The sequence below is a fragment of the Caballeronia zhejiangensis genome (assembly GCF_000698575.1).
In the GTDB taxonomy this organism is placed as follows: Bacteria; Pseudomonadota; Gammaproteobacteria; order Burkholderiales; family Burkholderiaceae; genus Caballeronia; species Caballeronia zhejiangensis.
The window spans coordinates 32,019-51,906 of record NZ_JFHD01000020.1; the positions used below are offsets into that span (position 1 = coordinate 32,019).

Here is a 19,888-nt window from a genome sequence, read left to right on the forward strand (position 1 = left end):
ATCCAGCACCCAACAACGAAATGTACACGTTATTAGGGAGTTACGGCGCGTGCTTCGATTAAAACACGAACAATCGTCCGTTCATAATGTCTCGTGCAATACGAGCGAATGCGACTGGAACGAGCGCGCCAGCTCGTCCGACGGCAACGCATGGCTGATGAGCCAGCCCTGAATATGGTCGCATCCGAGGTCCGCGAGCAAATCCCGCTGCGCCTCGGTTTCGACGCCTTCGGCCACCAGCTCCAGTCCGAGCGATTGCGCCAGCCCGACCACCGCGCTCACGATCGCGCGATTGTTTCGGGACGTAATCAGGTTCTCGACAAAGCTGCGGTCGATCTTGAGCTTCGAGAGCGGAAAACGTTGCAAATAGGCGAGGCTCGAATAGCCGGTGCCGAAATCGTCGACGGCGAAGCGGATGCCGATCGTCGTCAGCGTTTCGAGCAGGCGCGTCGCTTCCTCCGGATCGTGCATCAAAAGGCTTTCGGTGATCTCGAACACGAGCCGCCGCGCGTCGATGCCGGTGAGCGCGAGCGCTTCCTTCACTGCGGCGGTGAATCGTTTGTCGCGGAACTGCTGCGGCGACACGTTCACCGACACGTAATCGAGCCGGATGCCGATCGCGTCCCACTGCACGATCTGCATGCACGCGGCCTTCAGCACCCAGTTGCCCAGATAATTGATGAGGCCGATGGATTCCGCGAGCGGAATGAACGTCGACGGCGGCACGAGCCCGTGCACCGGATGATTCCAGCGCATCAGCGCTTCCACGCCGACCACCGCGCCCGTGCGGATCTTCGTGATCGGCTGGAAGTAGAGCGAGAACTCACCGTTGCGCACGGCTTCGTACAAGTCCGCTTCGAGCTTGAGGCGCTCGGCGTCGGCGGGGTTGTCGTCGATCGTGTGGAAGACGAGCGCATTGCCGCCCGATTCCTTCGCCTGCGCGAGCGCCTGATCGGCCATGCGCAAGAGGTTGGTCTGCGCTTCGCTTTTCGCGAGCCTGCCCGCCTGATCCGGATACAGCGCGACGCCCACGCTCGCCGACAAATGCGTGTGCTGCCCGCGATGCCGGTAGGGCTGCGCGATCGCGGTGAGCAAGCGCCGCCCGAGACTTTCGGCGAGTTCCGCCGTGGTGCCGGGCGGCAGCAGCACGGCGAATTCGTCGCCGGCCACGCGCGCGACGCGCTCGCCGTGTCCCGCCGTATGCTGGATGCGCCGCGCGGTTTCGCGCAGCAGCTCGTCGCCGGCGTCGTAGCCGAGCGCGCGGTTGATGCGCTGATAATCGTCGATGTCGAGCAGCACGAGTCCCGCGTGCGTGCGCGTGAGTTCGGCTTCGTCCTGCGCCGCAACGATCGCGGCCTTCAGGGCGATGAGATTGTCGAGGCCCGTCAGCGCATCGTGATTGATCGTATGCACGAGCGCCGCTTCGCGCTCGCGCCAGTGCGTCACGTCGAAGGCGGCGAGCGCGAAGCCGGGCATGCCGCGCGCGGCCGTCGACACGAGCCGCAACTCGACGCAGATGGGATAGGTGAGCGACTTCACGACCGTCAGCGTCGCCGATTCGAGCTTGCCGCTCACGCGCGCCCGCGCGACGAGCGCATGCAGCTCGTCGGCTTCCTCGGATGCGACGAGATCGTGCAGCGTCAGCATGCTCAGATAATCGCGGTGATAGCCGATGAACTCGATGCTCGCATCCGATACATACTGGAAGCGCAGCGCATCGTCGAGCTGGGCGAGGAAGTCGACCGCGCCGAGCGTGGCCTCGGACGCGTCGGTCAGGGCATTCGCGACGGCGGCGACGGGCGCATCCGGCGCGCCGGCCCCGGGCGATGTCGCGGGCGCGGGCGGCTCCCCGGCGCTCTCGGGATGCCGCTCGCGCGCGGCGCTTCCCCATGCGCGAGAGAGCGCATCGAGCGCGATGCGCCACGGTGCGCGGCGGGAGACGTTGATCCGGTTCGCTTGCATGGTCTCGTTGGTTTCTGGCGGCTGCGCCTGCTGTTTCGGCCAGGCGGCGGCGCGCGGAACACGCGCCTCGCGGGTTCCGGCCGGGACGTGCCGCAATGAGGCGCGACACGCTCTATCAGGCGAGTTATCGGCGCGATCGGGGATTTCTTTAACCGGCGGCGCGGATGCGGCGGGCGCATCGCGGCATCAAGAATGTCCAGTTATTGTCGATATGAGGTTTCATATTATCTCGTCAGGAGAATTCGGTTACAGTGGCGCGTTTGCGGCCGGGAACCCGTTCTCTCGTCGGTGTGCCGCCGGACGCAGGGCTTTCGCCGTGCTGTTGACCATCAGAATTCCGTTCGACTCGTTCGCCCCATGATCGAATCCACCAAGCGGCCGGCCTGTGCCATAGCCAAGGCCATCGAGCCGGCCATCACGCAACGCTTCACGGCGCCGCCGCGCGCATCCGACCGGTCCGCGCCATGCCCGATTCTTCCCTGAAGCGCGCGGCATCGGCGCGGCGCGGGCAAAGCGTCTATGTCGGGCGTCAGCCGATCCTCGACGGCGAAGGCGCGCTCGTCGCCTACGAACTGCTCTTTCGCGACAGCCCCGACAATCGCGCCCGCATCCACGACGACGTGCAGGCGACCGCGCATGTCGTCGCGCGCACGATCGGCGAGATGGGCGTGCCGGCGGTGCTCGGGCCGCATCCCGGTTACGTGAACATGAACCGCGAGCTGCTGTTCGACGACATCGTCCACATCATGCAGCCCGAGCGTTTCGTGCTGGAGCTGCTGGAAAGCATCACGTTCGACGAGTCGCTATTCAAACGCTGCGCGCAGTTGCGCAACGCGGGCTTTCGCTTCGCGCTCGACAACGTCGTGAAGCTCGACGACGCGCTGCATGCCGCGCTGCCGACCGTCGATATCGTCAAGGTCGATTTCCTCGCCGCGGACGATCGGCATCTGCCGCTACTCGCTGCGGAGGTGAAGCGGCGCGGCAAGCTGCTCGTGGCGGAAAAGATCGAGACGTTCGACGATCTGACGCGCGCCAAACGTCTCGGCTTCGATCTCTTTCAGGGCTATTTCTTCGCGCGGCCGCAGGTGCTTTCGGCGCGGCGCGAGAGCCCGGCGCGCGGCTCGCTTCTGCGCCTCATGGCCGTGCTCGCCGGCGAGCCGGGCCTGCGCGAGCTGGAAGCGGAACTGAAGCGCAATCCGGATATCGTCGTGCAGCTGATGCGTCTCGCGAATTCGAGTGCGCAGACGCGCGGGCGGCGCGTGTCGTCGTTGCGCGAGGCGATCGCCGCGACCGGCACGCGCCAGTTGATGCGCTGGGCGCAGCTGCTGCTTTACGCAGACGGCAGCGGTTTGCCGTGGCGCTCGGATCCGCTGCTGCAACTCGTCGGCACGCGCGCGCGCTTCCTGGAGCTCGCGGCCGAAAAGCTGCGTCCCGCCGACGAAGCCTTCTCCGACGCCGCGTTCATGACCGGCATCTTCTCGCTCGTGCATGTCGTGCTGAACATGCAGCCCGTGGAAATTCTCGATAAGCTCCATCTGGCGGCCGAAATCCGCACGGCCATTCTCGCGGGCGAAGGCTTGCTCGGCGCGCTGCTCGGCATCGCGCGGGCTGCCGAGCGGGGCGATGCGCCCGCCATCGACGCGAGCCGGCACGCGCAGCCATCGCTCGACGTGCTCACGCCCGCGGTGCTCGCTAAACTGCAATTCGAAGCGGCGGCGTGGTTCGCGCAACACCGGATGGATCAGGGCGAGGACGACGCATAGTTGGCGTCTTTGCATGAACGAGGTCTTCGAAAGGAGCGCGCATGAAAAGATTTTCCGGTATGAAAGCGGCTGCTGTTCTGGCGATGGCCGCGGCCGCGGCCGTTTATCCGCTCGTCGCAGGCGCGACGCTCAAGCCCGGGGATGCCGCGCCCGACTTCACCGCGCAGGCGTCGCTCGGCGGCAACGTGTACGACTATTCGCTCGCCGATGCCCTCAAGAAAGGCCCGGTCGTGCTGTACTTCTATCCGGCGGCGTTCACGAAGGGCTGCACGATCGAGGCGCATGAGTTCGCGGAAGCGGTCGATCAGTACAAGGCCGAAGGCGCGACGGTCATCGGCGTGTCGCACGACAACATCGATACGTTGAAGAAGTTTTCGGTGAGCGAATGCCGCAGCAAGTTTCCGGTCGCGGCGGACGAAAACTCGAAGATCATCAAGTCCTACGACGCCTCCATGCCGATGAAAAGCACGATGGCCAATCGCGTGTCCTACGTGATCGCGCCCGACGGCCGCGTCATCTACGAATACACGAGCCTGTCGCCGGACCAGCACGTCGCCAACACGCTGCAGGCGCTGCGCGACTGGAACGCGAAGCACAAGGCGCAGTGATACGCTGCGGTCTCATCGATTGAGCGTGCGGGAGGCGCGATGCCCATCGTCGTCGGACTGATCGTCTTAGGATTGCTGATTTACGGCGCGATATGGTCGTTCGACGCGCTACACGCGCACTTCGGCCTCGGCGTCGCGGTGGCGGTTGCGATCGTCGTGCTGGCGATCATCGCGGCGGGCGTGATGCGCTGGCTCGCGAGCCGCCGCGAGATCGCGCCGAATCTGCGCAAAGGCGAACACGGCGACTGGACCCACGAACTCAAATCCGACTGGGGCGGCGTGCGGGTCGCGGCGGGCAAGCGTCTGTGCGATGTGCGCGTCGGCGACGAGCGCGGCAGCTATATCTTCGCGGACCTGCGCGGCGCGCGCATGCGGCAGGCGAATGGAACGAACGGCGCGTGGCAGGTCGTGCTCGACGTGCGGGACGCGAAGCACGGCGAATGGACGCTGCCGATGCGCGATCGCGGCGAGGCGCACAAATGGGCGCGCATCCTGTCGCTCGCCACGCAGCAGAAGCTCTGACTATTCCGCGTGATAACCCATGTCGCCGCGTACCTTGCCGCGGAACACCCAGTACGACCAGATCACGTAGATCATCAGGACGGGCAGCAGAAACATCGTCCCGATCAGCAGAAACTGATGCGACAAGGGCGCGGCGGACGCATCCCAGAGCGTGACCGAAGGCGGCGCGATGAACGGCCACAGGCTGATGACGAGCCCCGTGAACGCGAGAAAGAAGAGCCCGATCGAGCACAGGAACGGCAGCACGTCGCGGTCTTTCGCGAGGCTCGACCAGAGCGTCCACGCGAGCAGCACGGTGAGCACAGGCACCGGCGCGAACGCCAGGCTGTCGGGGAAGGCAAACCAGCGCGCGGCAATGCGCGCGTCCTTGAGCGGCGTCCACAGGCTGATGAGCAGAATGAACGCGATCACGCCGATGAGCGCATAGCGCGCCATCTTGCGGCTCCAGTCCTGCAGTTCGCCTTCGGTCTTGAGCACGAGCCACGTCGTGCCTTGCAGCGCATAGCCGAAGATCAGCCCCACGCCGACGAGCAACGGAAACGGCGCGACCCAGTTCCAGCTCGTGCCGGCGTAGACGCGGCCTTCGATCGGGAAGCCCTGGATGAACATGCCGAGCACGATGCCTTGCGAGAACGTCGCGACGAGCGAGCCGCAGCCGAACGCCCCGTCCCACAGCCATTTGCGCGCGCCGGTCACTTCGCGGAATTCGAACGCGACGCCGCGAAAGATCAGCCCGAGCAGCATGAAGAGAATCGGGAAATAAACGGCCGGCACGATGATCGCGAACGCGAGCGGAAACACCGCGAACAATCCGCCGCCGCCGAGAATGAGCCAGGTCTCGTTAAAGTCCCAGACGGGCGCGACGGAGTTGATCATCAGATTGCGCGATTCGGCGTCGCGGCGCAGCAGAAAAACCATGCCTACGCCGAGATCGAAGCCGTCGAGCAGCACATACATGAACACCGCCAGCGCGAGAATGGCGGCCCACAGCGGCACGAGATCGAGCATCGCGTTCTCCGGTTCGTTGCTTATTTGCGTCCGCGGCCGGGCGGCACGATGTCGTCCTCGCTCACGCGGGGCGTCGCGCCGTTCCCGCCCGCCGATACCGCCGACAGCGGACGCGCCGCGCGCGCCTTCGTATCGAGTTCGTCCTTTTCGTGCGCATGGCCGACTTCGGCCGGCCCGACGCGCACGAGCCGCCGCAGCAGGAACAAACCCGCGCCGAAGATCACGAGATAGGCGAGCACATAGAGCAGCCACGAGAGACCGACATCGGCGGCGGTGAGCGAGGGCGTCACCGAATCCTTCGTGCGCAGGATGCCGTAGACGGTCCACGGCTGACGGCCGGCCTCGGTCGTCGTCCAGCCGGCGATCACCGCGATGAAGCCGAGCGGCATCGCCCACGTCGCCGCGCGCAGCCAGCGCGTGCTCGTCTCGATGCGCCCGCGCGCGAACTGCACGATGCCCCACAGCACGAGCGCGAACATCAGCAGCGCGATGCCGACCATGATGTGAAACGCGAAGAATACGACCGCGACGGGCGGCCGGTCCTCGCGCGGAAAGTCCTTGAGGCCGCGCACGTAGCCGTTGGGGTCGTGCGTGAGATAAATGCTGCCGAGCACCGGAATCGAGATTTCGAAGTGATTGCGTTCCTCGTCCTGATCGGGAATCGAGAAGAGATTGGCCGGAACGCGCGTGCCGGATTCCCAGAGCGCTTCCATCGCCGCGAGCTTGGCCGGCTGATGCTTGAGCGTGTTGAGTCCATGCGCGTCGCCGATCACCATCTGCACCGGCACCATGATGATGAGAAAGATCAGCGACATCTTCACCATCACGCGGCTTTCCTCGAGCGCGCGGCGCTGGCGCAGATACATCGCGCCGACGCCGAGAATCACGAAGCCGGCCGTCACGAGAAACGCGCTCACCGTGTGCCCGAGCCGGTACGGAAACGACGGCGTGAAGATCACGTCGAAGAAGCTCACCACTTCGAAGCGGCCGTCCGGCAGCACGCGGTGGCCTTGCGGCGTCTGCATCCAGCTATTGACGGCGAGAATCCAGAACGACGAGATCACGGTGCCCGCCGCGACGAAAATCGCCGACATCACATGCGCCCACTGCGGCACGAGCTTGCGCCCGAAGAGCAGCACGCCGAGAAACGCCGATTCGAGGAAGAACGCCGTCAGCACTTCGTAGCCCATCAGCGGGCCGACGACGTTCGCGGTCGCATCCGAAAAACGGCTCCAGTTGGTGCCGAACTGAAACGGCATCACGATGCCCGACACCACGCCCATGCCGAACGACACCGCGAAAATTTTCAGCCAGAACGCCGACAGGCGACGATAGACGTCGCGCTTCGTGATCCACCAGTTGAATTCGAGCGTCGCGATGAAGCACGACAGACCGACCGTGAAGGCCGGCAACAGAATGTGAAAGGCGACGACCCACGCGAACTGGAAGCGGGAGAGCAGGACCGAGTCGACATCCATGAACGCTCCTTGTTCAGGCTTTTTGCAGCGGATGTGTCGAAAGGCGCGCCTCGCGCGGGCGCTTTTCTCCTTAATAGCATGGTTTTAAGGAACGCGACCACACGCCGCGCGGCGAAGCGCCGCGCGGCGTGTGCCGCGAATGCACCCGTTTGGTACAATCTTCGGCTTTCGCGCCTAAGCCATGCGGACGACCGCATGCGCATCGTTTCGTCGGGGACGGCCCCATTTTTCAAGGGAGTCGCTCGATGTCCTGGATTCTTCTTTTCGTCGCCGGTCTGCTGGAAGTCGCCTGGGCGGCCGGTCTCAAATCGTCCGAAGGCTTCACCCGGCTCGGACCGTCCGTCTTTACCGTCATCACCGCGCTCGGCAGCTTCGTCCTGCTCGCGATGGCCATGAAGCAACTGCCGCTCGGCACGGCCTACGCCGTTTGGACGGGCATCGGCGCGGTCGGCGCGTTCGTCTTCGGAATCGTGTTCATGGGCGAAGCGCTGTCGGCGGCGCGCATCCTGAGCGCGGTGCTGATCGTCGCCGGGCTGATCGGGCTCAAGCTCTCGTCAGGACACTGAGGGCGCCGGGAACGCCAATCGCTTGAACCGTGCTGCACCGCGCGTATTTGCGTGGATATAATGGTTCGAGGTCATCCGCATTTGTCTGAGCGCAACGTTTTGCGCGTTTTCGTTCTATCTTCGCGGATGTAGGCGGCTTCTTCCGGCATCTGCCGCAAAGACCGCTCTTTTCAGTCGGCAAATCGTCCCGTAGCGGCGAACGCCGGCGGCTGGCAGCATTAAGGGAGACGGCAATGCTTGAGTCACTTTCGCTCGCAGCGGGCCTGTCATGGGCGAGCGGGCTGCGCCTGTATCTCACTGTTTTCATCGCCGGCATGTTCCAGCGCATGGGAATCGTTCACCTGCCGGATTCGCTTGCGGTGCTCGGCTCGCCGTGGGTGATCGGCGTCGCGGGCGTGCTCGCGGTCGTCGAATTTCTCGCCGATAAAATTCCCGCCTTCGATTCCCTGTGGGACGCGGTGCACACGTTCATCCGCATTCCGGCGGGCGCGGTGCTCGCCGCCGGCTCCCTCGGCCACGCCGATCCCGCCATGCTCACCATCGCCGCGCTCGCGGGCGGCACGCTCGCCGGTGCATCGCATTTCGCGAAGGCGGGCACGCGGGCGCTCATCAATCTGTCGCCGGAGCCGGTGTCGAACTGGGCGGCGTCGGCGACCGAGGATGTCGGCGCGGTCACCGGCATCGCGCTCGCGCTCTTCGTGCCGCTGCTGTTTCTCGTGCTGCTTCTCGCGTTTCTGGTGCTGGCGGGCTGGGCGCTGCCGAGGCTCGCGCGCGGCGTGCACGGCGGGGTGTCGCGCATGGCCAAGCACATGCTGCCGAGCTCGGAACATCGGATGAACCGGCTGCGGAGCAAGCACGATTGAGCACCGCATTCAGGAACGATCAGGCCGCACGTAAGGCAGGACATTCGCATCCGCACATCACGCTCGGTTTCATGCAGACGATGCGTCAGGCGTGGCGCATGACCGGCCGCGACTGGCGCGCGGGCGAGCTCACGATGCTGCTGCTCGCGCTGGTGCTGGCGGTGGCGGCGCTCTCCAGCGTCGGATTTCTCGCGGATCGCATGCGCCAGGGGCTCGCGCGCGACGGACGCCAGATGATCGCCGCCGATTTCGTCGTGCGCGCCGATCATCCCGTCGATCCGATGTTCGCAACGCAAGCGAAATCGCTCGGACTCGAGACGGCGGGCACGACGATTTTCCCGAGCATGATCAGTTCGACGTCCGCGCAGCCGCTCTCGCGCCTCGCGGCGATCAAGGGCGTGACGCAGGGCTATCCGTTGCGCGGCGCGCTGCGCATCGCGCCCGCCGTCGACGCCGCCGATGCGCCCGCGCACGGCATTCCCGCGCCCGGCACCGTCTGGGTCGACGCCGCCTTGCTCGATGCGCTCAAGACGAAGGTCGGCGGCACGGTGAAAGTCGGCACGCGCACGTTCACGGTCGCGGGCGTCATCACGCGCGAACTGGATCGCGGCTTCTCGTTCGTCAACTTCTCGCCGCGCCTGATGATGCGCGCCGACGAAATCGCCGCCACGGGACTCATCGGCTACGGCAGCCGCGTGACGTATCGCCTGCTCGTCGCCGGTTCCGACAGCCAGGTCGAGCAGTTCGCGAAGTTCGCGCGCGAGAACGTCGATGGCGGCAAGCTGCGCGGCGTCGCGCTGGAATCGCTCTCCGACGGCCAGCCGCAAGTGCGCCAGACGATCGATCGCGCGAGCCACTTCCTCACGCTGGTGTCGCTGTTGACGGCGCTGCTCGCGGCGGTCGCGATCGCGATGGCGGCGCATCGTTTCGCGCGGCGTCATCTCGACGGCTGCGCCGCGATGCGCTGTCTCGGCGTCAGCCAGCGCACGCTGCGCGCGCTCTTCCTGAACGAATTTCTGGCGATCGGCCTGATCGGCAGCGCGGCGGGCGTCGTGCTCGGTTTCGGCGGGCATCTCGTGCTGCTGAACTGGCTCGGCTCGCTCGTCGATGTCGAACTGCCGCAGCCGAGCGTCTGGCCCGCGCTGGAAGGCGTCGCGATGGGGCTCGTGCTGCTGCTCGGCTTCGCGCTGCCGCCGCTTCTGCCGATCACGCGCGTGCCGCCGGTGCATGTCATCCGGCGCGAACTCGGCGATGCGCAACGCGTCGCTCATGCCGCGTATGGCGTCGGCGTGCTGCTGTTCGCGGCGCTTTTGATCGTCGCGGCGGGCGAGTTGAAGCTCGGCGGCATCGTCGCGGGCGGTTTCGCGGCGGGCCTGCTCGTGTTCGGCGCGATCGCGCGCGCGGCGCTCTGGGCGGCGGCGCGCTTCGTGCGGCGCGAGCGCAGCCGCGCGGGCGTCGGCTGGCGTTATGCGCTCGCGTCGCTGGAGCGGCGCAGCGGGTCGAGCGCGCTGCAAATCACCGCGCTCGGCATCGGGCTGATGTGTCTGCTGCTCATCGGCATGACGCGCAACGATCTCATCAAGGGCTGGCGCGACGCGACGCCGCCCGACGCGCCGAATCAGTTTCTCATCGACATTCAGCCGGACCAGCGCGCCGGCGTGCTCGACTATCTGCACGCGCACGGCCAGCCCGACGCCGCGCTTTCGCCGATGGTGCGCGCGCGTCTCGTCGCCATCAACGGCAAGGCTGTGAATCCGGACAACTACGACCGTGCCGACGCGAAGCGCCTCGTCGATCGCGAATTCAATCTGTCGTACACGACCGAACTGCCGGGCGATAACCGCGTCACGCAAGGCGCGTGGTTCGGCAAAGACGGCAAGCCGCAGGTGTCGATCGAAGAGGGCATCGCGAAGACGATCCGCGTGAAGATGGGCGACGTGCTGCGTTTCGACGTCGCCGGACTGCCGGTCGAAGCGCCGGTGACGAGCGTGCGCAAGGTCGACTGGAATTCGTTCAAGGTCAACTTCTTCGTGCTGCTGCCGCCCGACGCGCTCGCCGATCTTCCCGCGACCTTCATCACGAGCTTTCATCTGCTGGCAGACGAGCAACGCGTGATCGACGGGCTCGTCGCGCGTTATCCGAACGTGACGGCGATCGATATCGCGCCGATTCTCGCGCAGATTCATCGCACGCTCGCGCAGGTGATCGGCGCGGTGCAGTTCCTGTTCCTCTTCACGCTCGCGGCGGGCGTGCTCGTGCTCTACGCGGCGCTTGCCGGTACGCGCGACGAACGCGTGCGCGAATCGGCGCTGTTGCGCGCGCTTGGCGCGTCGCACGGACAGATCCGCTTCGTGCAGGTCGCCGAGTTCGTCGCCGTGGGCGCGCTGTCCGGGCTGATGGCCGCGGTCGGCGCGCAGGGCATCGGCTATGTGCTGGCGGCGCGCGTGTTCGAGTTTCATATCGATTTCAATCCGTGGCTCGTGCCGGTGGGCATCGTCGCGGGCGTCGCGTGCGCGGGGCTCGGCGGCTGGCTGAGCCTGCGGCGCGTATTGGCGCGCCCCGCGCTGCAATCGCTGCGCGACGCGTAGTTTTTCGAATCAGAGCAATGACCGACGTCAATCCCGAAGACGATGTGCAAAAGCCGACCGCTTTCGAGCTGGTCGGCGGCGAAGAGCGCGTGCGCGCGCTCGTCGACCGTTTCTATGATCTGATGGACCTCGAGCCGGAGTTCGCGGGCATCCGCGCGCTGCATCCGCCGATGCTCGACAATTCGCGCGACAAGACGTTCTGGTTCCTGTGCGGCTGGATGGGCGGGCCGGATCACTACATCAGCCGCTTCGGTCACCCGCGTTTGCGGGCGCGGCATCTGCCGTTCGCGATTGCATCGAGCGAGCGCGACCAATGGCTGCGCTGCATGGCGTGGGCGATGGAAGACATCGGCATCGACGCATCCTTGCGCGAGCGGCTGCTCACTTCGTTCTTCGATACCGCAGACTGGATGCGCAACCGTCCCGGTTGATTCGCTTTCTTTTGTACCGGTTCAGGCGGGGCGCGGCTGATGCATCATCGGCTTTTTCGCCTCATCGCAAGGAAGCACGACCATGAGCACACGCGCACTCTTTCGCGAGGACGCTTATCAGACGCGTTGCGACGCGACCGTCACCGCCATCGACGAGCAGGGCATCCACCTCGATCAAACCGTGTTCTATCCGCTCGGCGGCGGTCAGGCGGGCGATGCCGGCACGCTGACGCTCGCGGACGGCACGGTCATCGCGATCGCCGATACGCGCAAGGCGAAGTTCGAAGGCGCAACGCCGGATGACGCGGTTCACGTTCCCGCGCCCGGTCAGGAGGATGCGCTTGCGAAGCTGAAAACCGGCGACAAGGTGAGCGCGGAGATCGACTGGGCGCAGCGTTACCGGCGCATGCGGCTGCATACGGCGAGCCATCTGATCTGCGCGGTGCTGCCGTATCCCGTCGACGGCTGCAGCATCACGACGGAATATGCGCGGCTCGATCTCGCGACGGTCGAGCCGATCGAGCGCGAAGCCGTCGAAGCGAAGCTCAACGCGCTGATCGGCGGCGCGCACGGCGTGCAGACCGAATGGATCACCGACGAAGAAATGGCCGCGCGTCCCGAGCTCGTCCGCACGATGAGCGTGAAGCCGCCGACGGGCCTCGGCCGCGTGCGTCTCTTGCGCATCGAGAATGTCGATCTGCAGCCGTGCGGCGGCACGCATGTGCGCAACACGGAGGAGATCGGCGAGTTGCGCATCGCGAAGCTGGAGAAAAAGAGCGCGCGCACGCGGCGACTGGTGCTGGAACTCGTCTGAGCATGGATCCGCGCGCTCAGGCCGTGCTCGATCTCTGGTTCGGCGCGCCCGGTTCAGCGGAATTCGGTCAGGATCGCAAGCTGTGGTGGAAGAAGAAGCGCGCCTTCGATTCGCTGCTCGCCGAACGTTTCGGCGCGCTGCTCGACGAGGCGCACGCGGGCGGCTTGCGCGAGTGGGAAAGCACGCCGCTCGGCACGCTTGCGCTGATCGTGCTCATCGATCAGTTTTCGCGCAACTGTCATCGGAACACGCCGCGCGCGTTTGCGGGCGATGCGCGTGCGCTCGCGCTGGCGAAGACGCTGGTCGAGCGCGGCGACGATCTGCGCTTGCCGAGTGCGTACCATCGCGCGTTCGCGTACATGCCGTTCGAGCACGATGAATCGATGGGGAGCCAGCGCGAGGCGCTGCGCTTATTCGCGAAGCTGAAAGAAGAGACCGGCGTTTCGAGCTTCCATGAATCGGCGCTGGAGCACGCGGAAGTGGTCGAGCGCTTCGGACGCTTTCCGCATCGCAATCGGATTCTCGGACGCGAAATGCGCGCCGATGAGGAGGCGTGGCTGGCGGCGCATGGCGGGTTTTGACCCACGGGCGAAGCGTGCGCCGCATCCCTTTTACGTGAGGAAGCCCGCGTCACATCGTCGATCGAACGGATTGACATTGGTCGTTGACGATCCGTTTTCCGATTAGTTCTATTGATGCATGAGCGATGCGCCCCTAATATGAATACCGCTGTATCAAGGCACTATTCATATATCGGACCATCGCAACAGCATGACGCGCGCGAACTTTAATCGAATTACTTTGGTTTCCGTAACAGGTTTGCAGGACGCCACGCGCGCCGTTCCAGCGCTGGAATTGAGTCGCAGACAAATGCCAGGCGCGCGCGCATTACTTTGCAGTCCGAATTCGCCGCGCGGGCTGCCTGAAGGAATCGCGCACCGCAAGATCGCTCCCATGAACTACCACGAATACAGCTGGTTCGTGATGTTTGCGCTTTGGAAGCTGATCGACACCGATTTCGCGCTCGTCTTGCAGGATGATGGCTGGGTTCTGGACGGCAATAACTGGCGTGACGAATTCTTCGACTACGACTACATAGGGGCACCCGTTCATCAGGCGTGCGTCGAATCGGCCGCCGGTACCGAATGGATTTCACACTTCAAATGGCGCGATCGGATAGATCGTCCGGGCCATGTCGTGCGGCCTGTTTTGAATGGAGGCTTCAGCCTGCGCAGCAGGCGCATGTTGCGCGCATTGATGGATCATCCGGAAATCAAGGTTGAGATTCCGCGGCCGGAATTACTCGATAACAGCGAATTTCGCATGCGCTGGAGTAATCGCGCACCCAATGAAGACGTGCAACTGACTGCCACTTTGCGTCCGCAACTCGAGGCGGTCGGGATCAAGTACGCTCCGCTCGATTTGTGCAAGCGCTTTGCAGTCGAAGATTCCGGTCCTATCTATGGCGATGCCGATTTCATGGACCTTTTCGGCCATCACGCTTTCTGGCGCCGTCTGGTCAGCATCGATCCACCGAGCGTGGAGTACAAAGTCAAACGCAGTTTGGCACAGCGGGCATTCCGGGAAATGGATGTCGTGCGTATGTTGGAGGCGCGCGGGTATCGCGTAACGTTCGCTGCGGAGTGAGCAGGCATAGGGCGACGCACTGGAAGACATCGCCCCCAGACGATGACGCTAGCGGGGGCTTTCTGGTAATCATCATCGACAGAGGAGGGTGGCATGGTCGCATAGTATCTGGGTGCAATGTTCAGTTTTACGGTCGGTTAAATTAAGGATACGAATTAAATAAGGTATCCGAATAATGAGTGACTGCTTCCGGAAACGGGCCTAACGGCAAGGGGGAAGTTTCGACGCAGCAGCCTGGGAACTGCAACGGGATCGTCACTGTTGGTGCAACGGATTCCGGTGGCAATCGTGCTGTATTCTCGAATTACGGGCCGCCGGTCACTGTGATGGCCCCCGGCGGATCGATCATCTCGACCATCGATACAGGTAAGACCGTTCCCGCATCCAACTCCATGTTTTCGATATTGAGTGGCACATCGCAGTCGACTCCGCACGTAGCAGGAGTGATTGCACTCATGTTTGAGGCGAACCCTGGGGCGACCGTCGACGAGATAAAGTCCGCCCTGACTTCAACGGCGACATCGATGGCCGCACAGTGTCCGGAGGGTTGTGGCGCGGGTCTCATCAATGCCCGCAAGGCCGTTGAGAGCATCCTGGCGATCAAACGAAGCTGACAGGGCAGATCCCGCTGTTACGCGCTCGAGACGTCGTCGAGTATGAATGGAAGGCTCGCCTGCCGCGGGCCTTTGCAACGATCTGAACAGTTGCCGCGCGCCTGAGTTCGGTGTCGATAACGACATATGCGACATCAGCCACCCGATCGATTTGCTCGCTTCATCGAAAATGATCGCGCACTTTCCCCGTCAAAACCATATTCTCGCCGCCAAATGCGCGTCGATGAATGACCCAGCCTTTTGAGATGGCGTCGAATGCCAGTGATTTAGAATCGCTCGGCATCCTTATCATCCGACGTGTTTCATGCCCGATTTCAGCAACATCACTCTGGTCTCCGTGACCGGACTGAACGACGCCCACGGCGCGGCGCTGGCGCTCGAATTCTCCCGCCGGCAAATGCCCGGCGCTTCCGCCTTGCTTCTAAGCCCGTCCGCACCCGGCAATCTTCCGCCGGACATTCGTCACCGTGCCATCGCGCCGCTGAGCTTCAAGGAATACAGCCTTTTCATGATGTTCGCGTTGTGGCGCATGGTCGAAACGGAGTACGTGCTGATCGTCCAGGAAGACGGCTGGCTGCTCGACGCGTCGAACTGGACCGATGAATTCCTCGAATACGACTATATCGGCGCGCCCGGACACCTCGCGCGCGTCGACAGACCCGAAGGCATTTACTGGAAGAAGGATTTTTCTTGGTACGGCGATCTCGAGAACCCGGACTCCGTCGTGATTCCGGTGCTCAACGGAGGCTTCAGTCTCCGTAGCCGTCGCATGCTTCGTGCGCTGGTCGATCATCCGCACATCCGGATGGTGGTCCCGCCGCCCGACGTCAGCGATTCCGAGCCGATCGCCATGAGCTGGTTCAACGACGCCACGCATGAAGACGTGCAACTCACCTGCATGTTGCGTCCCGAGCTGGAAGCCGTGGGTCTGCGGTTCGCGCCGCTCGAAGTCGCGGCGCGTTTCGGTTTCGAACATGCCGCGCTCAGTCACATCGGCGTGAACCTTCACGCTGTATTCGGCATGCACGGTTCATGGCGGCGTCTTGCCAGCATCGATCCGCCGGTCGTGCGTTATGGCGCGACGCGGCGCCACATCGACGAACATCCGCTGGAGCCGCCTGTGGTCAAGATGCTCGAGGAGCGCGGTTATCGGCTCGAGTTCATGCCAGAGCCTGCGTGATCAACGCCCGCCCGACACGTCCAGAATCGCGCCCGTCACATACGACGACGCATCCGACAACAGCCATACGATCGATTCGCCGACTTCATCGGCGGTGCCCGCGCGTCCGATCGGCGTCTGCACGCCAAGTACGTGTGCGCGATCCGGCTTGCCGCCGCTCGCGTGGATGTCGGTATCGATGAGCCCGGGGCGAATCGCGTTCACGCGCACGCCTTCGCGCCCGAGTTCCTTCGACAGCCCGATCGTGAGCGTGTCGATCGCACCTTTGGATCCCGCGTAATCGACGTACTCGTTCGGCCCGCCGAGCCGCGCCGCCGCCGACGATACATTCACGAGCGATCCGCCCTTGCCGCCGCGCGAAGTCGACATGCGCCGCGCCGCCTCGCGCGCGCAGAGATACGCACCGAGCACGTTGATGTCGAAGATGCGCTTCATGCGCGCGATATCCATGTCCGCGAGCATCGAACCGTGCGCGACGATGCCCGCGTTGTTCACGACGCCATCGATCTTGCCGAAGGCTTTCTCGGTCGCGTCGAACATCGCGATGATTGCGGCTTCGTCGCTGACGTCGCCGGGAATCGCGATGGCCTTGCCGCCCGCCGCAACGACTGCCGCGACGGTGTCATCGGCGGCCGCGGCGTTCGACGCGTAGTTGACGCCGACCGACCAGCCGCGCGCGCCCGCGAGCACCGCAGCCGAGCGGCCGATGCCGCGGCTTGCCCCCGTAATCAGGATGACTTTCGACATCGGTTCCGCTCCTCAGACGGCGTTACGTTTTTCGGACCACTTGTCGATCGCGGGCGGCGTGTAGGTCTTCAGCTTTGCGATCATCTCGCCGGGTTCGGCTGCGACCTGAATGAAATCCAGATACGCCTCGCGCATGAAGCCTTCGTCGACCGTATGACGCAGCATCGCGATGAGCGGATCGTAGTAGCCGTTCACGTCGAGCAAGCCGACCGGCTTCTGGTGATAGCCGAGCTGCGCCCACGTGTAGACCTCGAAAAACTCCTCGAACGTGCCGACGCCGCCCGGCATCGCGACGAACGCGTCCGACAGATCGGCCATCTTCTTCTTGCGCTCGTGCATGTCGGGCACGACGTGCAATTCGGTGAGATCCGTGTGGCCCACTTCCTTCGCGAGCAGCAACTCGGGAATCACGCCGACGGCGCGTCCGCCCGCGGCGAGCACTTCATCGGCGATGAGTCCCATCAGCCCGACGCGGCCGCCGCCGTAGACGAGCGAGAGATCGTTTTCAACGAGCGCGCGGCCGAATGCCTTGGCCGCTTCGGCATAGACGGGGCGGGCGCCGGTCGCGGAGCCGCAATAAACACAAACTGCCTTCATTTATCTGGAATCCTTCGGTATTTCGGTCTTCGACGCGTTCGATGCGTTGGACGCGTCTTCGCGCGGCGGCAGGAAATCCGCATACTCGCGCTTTGGCAGCTTACCGGAAACGAGATCGTCGAAGAGCTGACGCGAGCGTCCGCGCAGATACGGCGCCATGATCGAGATGATATGCAGGCTCGCCTGATGCAGTTCCGTGCGGATCGCTTCCTGATCGTTGTACTTGCGCGGATTCATCACGTACTGATACGACAGCCAGTACGTCGCGATCACGCCGATGTTCGTCGCGATCACCTTGATCTCCTCGGGCGTCGCGACCATTTCCTGATCGGCCACGAGCGCCTCGCACAACTGGCTCGCGAAGTGCACCTTGTGCGTGATGATCTGCTTGAAGTGCGTTTCGAGCGTGCGGTTGCGCGCGAGCAGATCGTTCAGGTCGCGATACAGGAACCGGTAAGTCCACAGGAAATCCGCCATGTATTGCAGATACGACCACATCTCGTCGATCGTCGGGCGATGATCGTCCGGAAAGCGCAGACGCTTCTGAATCTGCTGCTCGAACTGCGCGAAGATGCTGTTGATGATGTCGTCTTTGTTGCGGAAATGGTAGTACAGGTTGCCTGGACTGATTTCCATCTCCTCGGCGATCGTCGTCGTGGTGACGTTCGGCTCGCCGATATCGTTGAACAACTTCAGCGACAGCTCGAGTATCCGTTCGCGGGTGCGGCGGGGTGGTTTGGCTTCCATGTCGTCCGACCTTGGGATCGGGCCGCGAGGGCTCGGGATGAGCGTTCGCGCGGCCGCTTCCGTTGCTATTTTTGAGAATATCGGACGATTATAAACCGGTCGTTCTGCGGCACGGACGCGAGCTTTGAGCGCACGAATTCTCTTTTATAAGATACGCGCGAGCCAAGCGGATGCAAACGGCCAAAGAATCAGACCCCAGGTAATGACGCAGACGCCGAGCGCGACCATCACCGCGGCGCTGCCGAAATCCTTCGCGCGCTTTGACAACTCGTGACGTTCGAGCGATATCCGGTCGATGGCCGCCTCGACGCTCGAATTCAGCAACTCGACGATCAGCACCAGCAGCACGGACGCGATCAGCGCCGCGCGCTCGACGGGCGCGACCGGCACGAAAAGGCTGCACGGCAGGAGGATCGCGGCGAGCGTCAGTTCCTGACGAAACGCGCTTTCCTCGCGAATCGCGACGCGAAAACCGTACAGCGAATTTTTCATCGCGTGCCACGCGCGCGTGAAGCCGCGGTTGCCCTTGTACGGATTGAAGGGCAGGTCGTCGGGGCCGAGCGGCTCGGGCGGCTGCGCGGACGTTTCGTCGATGTCTTCGGGGTCATCGTCGAAGGGATCGCGCGCGCGGCCCGTCGCGGACGATGCGCCTCGCGCGTTCGCTTCGGCCCGTTCCTGCGCCACGGCGTGTCGCGTCATGCCGCTGCCCGGTCCGAGCTCGCGGCGCGCGGCCCGAACTGGCGCAGATGCGATGCGAACTGCTCCGAGGCCGCGCGCCACGAGAAGCGTTCGGCCCACGCGCGGGCATCGGCGCGTTCGATTTTCAGCGCCTGCAGGCAGGCTTCGTGAAGGTCGTCGTCGAGCGCGCCGGGGCCGTTTTCGCCGAGCACGTCGATCGGGCCCGTCACCGGATAGGCCGCGACCGGCGTGCCGCAGGCCATCGCTTCGAGCAGCACGAGGCCGAAAGTATCGGTCTTGCTGGGGAACACGAAGACATCCGCCGCCGCGTAGACCTTCGCGAGCTCGGGCTGCGACAGCACGCCCAGATAGTTGACGTTCGTATAGCGCGACTTCAGCTCCGCGAGCGCCGGACCTTCGCCCGCGACCCACTTCGAGCCGGGCAGATCGAGCTTGAGAAACGCCTCGACGTTCTTTTCCACGGCCACGCGCCCGACGTACAGAAAGATCGGCCGCGCCGTGTTGAGCACCTTCGACTCCATCGGATGAAAGATGTCGAGATCGACGCCGCGCGTCCACAGCACGACATTGGTGAAGCCGTATTTTTCGAGATCGCTTTTGACGACGGGCGTCGGCGCCATCACCGCCTGCGAGCCCTTGTGGAACCAGTGGAGGAAGCGATACGTCAGCGCGAGCGGGATGCCGAAGCGCGCCTTCACATACTCCGGAAAGCGCGTGTGATACGCGGTCGTGAACGGCAGCTTGTGACGCAGCGCATACGCGCGCGCCGCGAGTCCGAGCGGACCTTCGGTGGCGATGTGCAGCGCGTCCGGCCCGAACGCGTCGATGCGGCTCGCGACGCGCTGTCCCGGCATCAGCGACAGGCGAATCTCCGGATAGGTCGGGCAGGGAATCGTTCTGAACTCGAGCGGCGTGAGCAATTCCACGCGATGTCCGAGCGCGGTGAGTTCCTTCGTCGTCTGCGTGAGCGTGCGCACGACGCCGTTGACCTGCGGTTCCCATGCGTCGGTAACGATCATGATCTTCATCAGCTTTGGCCCCGTTGGTTCGTTCG

At 64.2% G+C, this 19,888-nt stretch carries 21 protein-coding genes; 13 read left to right on the forward strand and 8 right to left on the reverse strand.

Features of this window, described 5'->3' with window-relative positions; all coding sequences use genetic code 11:
• Window positions 1-81: 81 nt before the first annotated feature.
• A complete protein-coding gene (locus tag BG60_RS22870; RefSeq protein WP_008341936.1) occupies window positions 82-1,962 on the reverse strand; it encodes a putative bifunctional diguanylate cyclase/phosphodiesterase in 1,881 nt (626 codons plus the stop codon).
• Window positions 1,963-2,426: 464 nt separating this feature from the next.
• On the opposite strand from BG60_RS22870, the gene BG60_RS22875 reads away from it, so the two are divergent.
• Genes BG60_RS22875 through BG60_RS22885 form a run of 3 tightly spaced genes read left to right on the forward strand, consistent with a single transcriptional unit; the run spans window position 2,427 to window position 4,855 of the window.
• A complete protein-coding gene (locus tag BG60_RS22875) occupies window positions 2,427-3,725 on the forward strand; it encodes an EAL and HDOD domain-containing protein (protein WP_051996612.1) in 1,299 nt (432 codons plus the stop codon).
• Between the two features lie 41 nt (window positions 3,726-3,766).
• Entirely contained in the window at window positions 3,767-4,333 is a 567-nt protein-coding gene (locus tag BG60_RS22880) for a peroxiredoxin (protein ID WP_051996614.1), read from the forward strand.
• Window positions 4,334-4,372: 39 nt separating this feature from the next.
• On the forward strand, window positions 4,373-4,855 hold the full coding sequence (locus BG60_RS22885) for a hypothetical protein (protein ID WP_034473033.1): 483 nt from the start codon (window positions 4,373-4,375) through the stop codon (window positions 4,853-4,855).
• Here the strand turns inward: BG60_RS22885 and cydB are convergent, their stop codons facing one another.
• Window positions 4,856-5,863 (reverse strand): cytochrome d ubiquinol oxidase subunit II, encoded by a 1,008-nt coding sequence (gene cydB, locus BG60_RS22890; RefSeq protein ID WP_034473035.1) that lies wholly within the window; start codon window positions 5,861-5,863, stop codon window positions 4,856-4,858.
• Between the two features lie 20 nt (window positions 5,864-5,883).
• Window positions 5,884-7,341 carry a cytochrome ubiquinol oxidase subunit I gene (locus BG60_RS22895; protein WP_034473036.1) on the reverse strand — a complete coding sequence of 486 codons (1,458 nt, stop codon included), beginning with the start codon at window positions 7,339-7,341 and terminating at the stop codon, window positions 5,884-5,886.
• A 245-nt stretch (window positions 7,342-7,586) separates the two neighbouring features.
• Between BG60_RS22895 and sugE the strand changes: the two genes are divergently transcribed.
• From sugE to BG60_RS22945, 10 genes are all read left to right on the forward strand, one after another.
• Window positions 7,587-7,907, forward strand: a complete 321-nt coding sequence (gene sugE / locus BG60_RS22900) for a quaternary ammonium compound efflux SMR transporter SugE (protein ID WP_008341930.1) — start codon at window positions 7,587-7,589, stop codon at window positions 7,905-7,907.
• A 233-nt stretch (window positions 7,908-8,140) separates the two neighbouring features.
• Window positions 8,141-8,770 (forward strand): DUF4126 domain-containing protein, encoded by a 630-nt coding sequence (locus tag BG60_RS22905; protein WP_008341929.1) that lies wholly within the window; start codon window positions 8,141-8,143, stop codon window positions 8,768-8,770.
• Window positions 8,771-8,841: 71 nt separating this feature from the next.
• Window positions 8,842-11,358, forward strand: a complete 2,517-nt coding sequence (locus BG60_RS22910) for an ABC transporter permease (protein WP_420912055.1) — start codon at window positions 8,842-8,844, stop codon at window positions 11,356-11,358.
• A 17-nt stretch (window positions 11,359-11,375) separates the two neighbouring features.
• On the forward strand, window positions 11,376-11,789 hold the full coding sequence (locus BG60_RS22915) for a group II truncated hemoglobin (protein WP_034473039.1): 414 nt from the start codon (window positions 11,376-11,378) through the stop codon (window positions 11,787-11,789).
• An 82-nt stretch (window positions 11,790-11,871) separates the two neighbouring features.
• Window positions 11,872-12,603 carry an alanyl-tRNA editing protein gene (locus BG60_RS22920; RefSeq protein ID WP_034473041.1) on the forward strand — a complete coding sequence of 244 codons (732 nt, stop codon included), beginning with the start codon at window positions 11,872-11,874 and terminating at the stop codon, window positions 12,601-12,603.
• 2 nt (window positions 12,604-12,605) lie between these two features.
• The gene (locus BG60_RS22925) at window positions 12,606-13,184 is read left to right on the forward strand and encodes a DUF924 family protein (RefSeq protein WP_051996616.1); all 579 of its coding nucleotides are present in this window, start codon (window positions 12,606-12,608) and stop codon (window positions 13,182-13,184) included.
• A 190-nt stretch (window positions 13,185-13,374) separates the two neighbouring features.
• The gene (locus BG60_RS22930) at window positions 13,375-14,250 is read left to right on the forward strand and encodes a DUF5672 family protein (RefSeq protein WP_033535778.1); all 876 of its coding nucleotides are present in this window, start codon (window positions 13,375-13,377) and stop codon (window positions 14,248-14,250) included.
• A gap of 179 nt (window positions 14,251-14,429) precedes the next feature.
• Window positions 14,430-14,864 carry a S8 family peptidase gene (locus tag BG60_RS37115; protein WP_075583547.1) on the forward strand — a complete coding sequence of 145 codons (435 nt, stop codon included), beginning with the start codon at window positions 14,430-14,432 and terminating at the stop codon, window positions 14,862-14,864.
• Window positions 14,865-14,910: 46 nt separating this feature from the next.
• On the forward strand, window positions 14,911-15,108 hold the full coding sequence (locus tag BG60_RS22940; RefSeq protein WP_034473045.1) for a hypothetical protein: 198 nt from the start codon (window positions 14,911-14,913) through the stop codon (window positions 15,106-15,108).
• A gap of 60 nt (window positions 15,109-15,168) precedes the next feature.
• On the forward strand, window positions 15,169-16,044 hold the full coding sequence (locus tag BG60_RS22945; RefSeq protein WP_034473046.1) for a DUF5672 family protein: 876 nt from the start codon (window positions 15,169-15,171) through the stop codon (window positions 16,042-16,044).
• Here BG60_RS22945 and BG60_RS22950 read toward each other — a convergent pair whose 3' ends face one another.
• The 5 genes from BG60_RS22950 to BG60_RS22970 all read right to left on the reverse strand — a co-directional run bounded on the left by BG60_RS22950 (window position 16,045) and on the right by BG60_RS22970 (window position 19,862).
• On the reverse strand, window positions 16,045-16,791 hold the full coding sequence (locus BG60_RS22950) for an SDR family oxidoreductase (protein ID WP_034473047.1): 747 nt from the start codon (window positions 16,789-16,791) through the stop codon (window positions 16,045-16,047).
• A gap of 12 nt (window positions 16,792-16,803) precedes the next feature.
• Window positions 16,804-17,388 carry an LOG family protein gene (locus BG60_RS22955; RefSeq protein ID WP_034473048.1) on the reverse strand — a complete coding sequence of 195 codons (585 nt, stop codon included), beginning with the start codon at window positions 17,386-17,388 and terminating at the stop codon, window positions 16,804-16,806.
• The gene (locus tag BG60_RS22960) at window positions 17,389-18,135 is read right to left on the reverse strand and encodes a TetR/AcrR family transcriptional regulator (protein WP_008341915.1); all 747 of its coding nucleotides are present in this window, start codon (window positions 18,133-18,135) and stop codon (window positions 17,389-17,391) included. It lies immediately after the preceding gene.
• A 144-nt stretch (window positions 18,136-18,279) separates the two neighbouring features.
• Entirely contained in the window at window positions 18,280-18,834 is a 555-nt protein-coding gene (locus BG60_RS22965) for a diacylglycerol kinase (RefSeq protein ID WP_034473049.1), read from the reverse strand.
• Window positions 18,831-19,862 (reverse strand): glycosyltransferase family 4 protein, encoded by a 1,032-nt coding sequence (locus BG60_RS22970; protein WP_034473050.1) that lies wholly within the window; start codon window positions 19,860-19,862, stop codon window positions 18,831-18,833. Before BG60_RS22970 ends, BG60_RS22965 begins: the two co-directional genes overlap by 4 nt.
• Between the last annotated feature and the right edge of the window lie 26 nt (window positions 19,863-19,888).

Bases quoted from the DNA above. Each gene is read 5' to 3' on its own strand.
- BG60_RS22870 (WP_008341936.1), bottom strand. From the start codon at position 1,962: ATGCAAGCGAACCGGATCAACGTCTCCCGCCGCGCACCGTGGCGCATC.
- BG60_RS22875 (WP_051996612.1), top strand. From the start codon at position 2,427: ATGCCCGATTCTTCCCTGAAGCGCGCGGCATCGGCGCGGCGCGGGCAA.
- BG60_RS22880 (WP_051996614.1), top strand. From the start codon at position 3,767: ATGAAAAGATTTTCCGGTATGAAAGCGGCTGCTGTTCTGGCGATGGCC.
- BG60_RS22885 (WP_034473033.1), top strand. From the start codon at position 4,373: ATGCCCATCGTCGTCGGACTGATCGTCTTAGGATTGCTGATTTACGGC.
- cydB (WP_034473035.1), bottom strand. From the start codon at position 5,863: ATGCTCGATCTCGTGCCGCTGTGGGCCGCCATTCTCGCGCTGGCGGTG.
- BG60_RS22895 (WP_034473036.1), bottom strand. From the start codon at position 7,341: ATGGATGTCGACTCGGTCCTGCTCTCCCGCTTCCAGTTCGCGTGGGTC.
- sugE (WP_008341930.1), top strand. From the start codon at position 7,587: ATGTCCTGGATTCTTCTTTTCGTCGCCGGTCTGCTGGAAGTCGCCTGG.
- BG60_RS22905 (WP_008341929.1), top strand. From the start codon at position 8,141: ATGCTTGAGTCACTTTCGCTCGCAGCGGGCCTGTCATGGGCGAGCGGG.
- BG60_RS22910 (WP_420912055.1), top strand. From the start codon at position 8,842: ATGCAGACGATGCGTCAGGCGTGGCGCATGACCGGCCGCGACTGGCGC.
- BG60_RS22915 (WP_034473039.1), top strand. From the start codon at position 11,376: ATGACCGACGTCAATCCCGAAGACGATGTGCAAAAGCCGACCGCTTTC.
- BG60_RS22920 (WP_034473041.1), top strand. From the start codon at position 11,872: ATGAGCACACGCGCACTCTTTCGCGAGGACGCTTATCAGACGCGTTGC.
- BG60_RS22925 (WP_051996616.1), top strand. From the start codon at position 12,606: ATGGATCCGCGCGCTCAGGCCGTGCTCGATCTCTGGTTCGGCGCGCCC.
- BG60_RS22930 (WP_033535778.1), top strand. From the start codon at position 13,375: ATGACGCGCGCGAACTTTAATCGAATTACTTTGGTTTCCGTAACAGGT.
- BG60_RS22940 (WP_034473045.1), top strand. From the start codon at position 14,911: ATGGAAGGCTCGCCTGCCGCGGGCCTTTGCAACGATCTGAACAGTTGC.
- BG60_RS22945 (WP_034473046.1), top strand. From the start codon at position 15,169: ATGCCCGATTTCAGCAACATCACTCTGGTCTCCGTGACCGGACTGAAC.
- BG60_RS22950 (WP_034473047.1), bottom strand. From the start codon at position 16,791: ATGTCGAAAGTCATCCTGATTACGGGGGCAAGCCGCGGCATCGGCCGC.
- BG60_RS22955 (WP_034473048.1), bottom strand. From the start codon at position 17,388: ATGAAGGCAGTTTGTGTTTATTGCGGCTCCGCGACCGGCGCCCGCCCC.
- BG60_RS22960 (WP_008341915.1), bottom strand. From the start codon at position 18,135: ATGGAAGCCAAACCACCCCGCCGCACCCGCGAACGGATACTCGAGCTG.
- BG60_RS22965 (WP_034473049.1), bottom strand. From the start codon at position 18,834: ATGACGCGACACGCCGTGGCGCAGGAACGGGCCGAAGCGAACGCGCGA.
- BG60_RS22970 (WP_034473050.1), bottom strand. From the start codon at position 19,862: ATGAAGATCATGATCGTTACCGACGCATGGGAACCGCAGGTCAACGGC.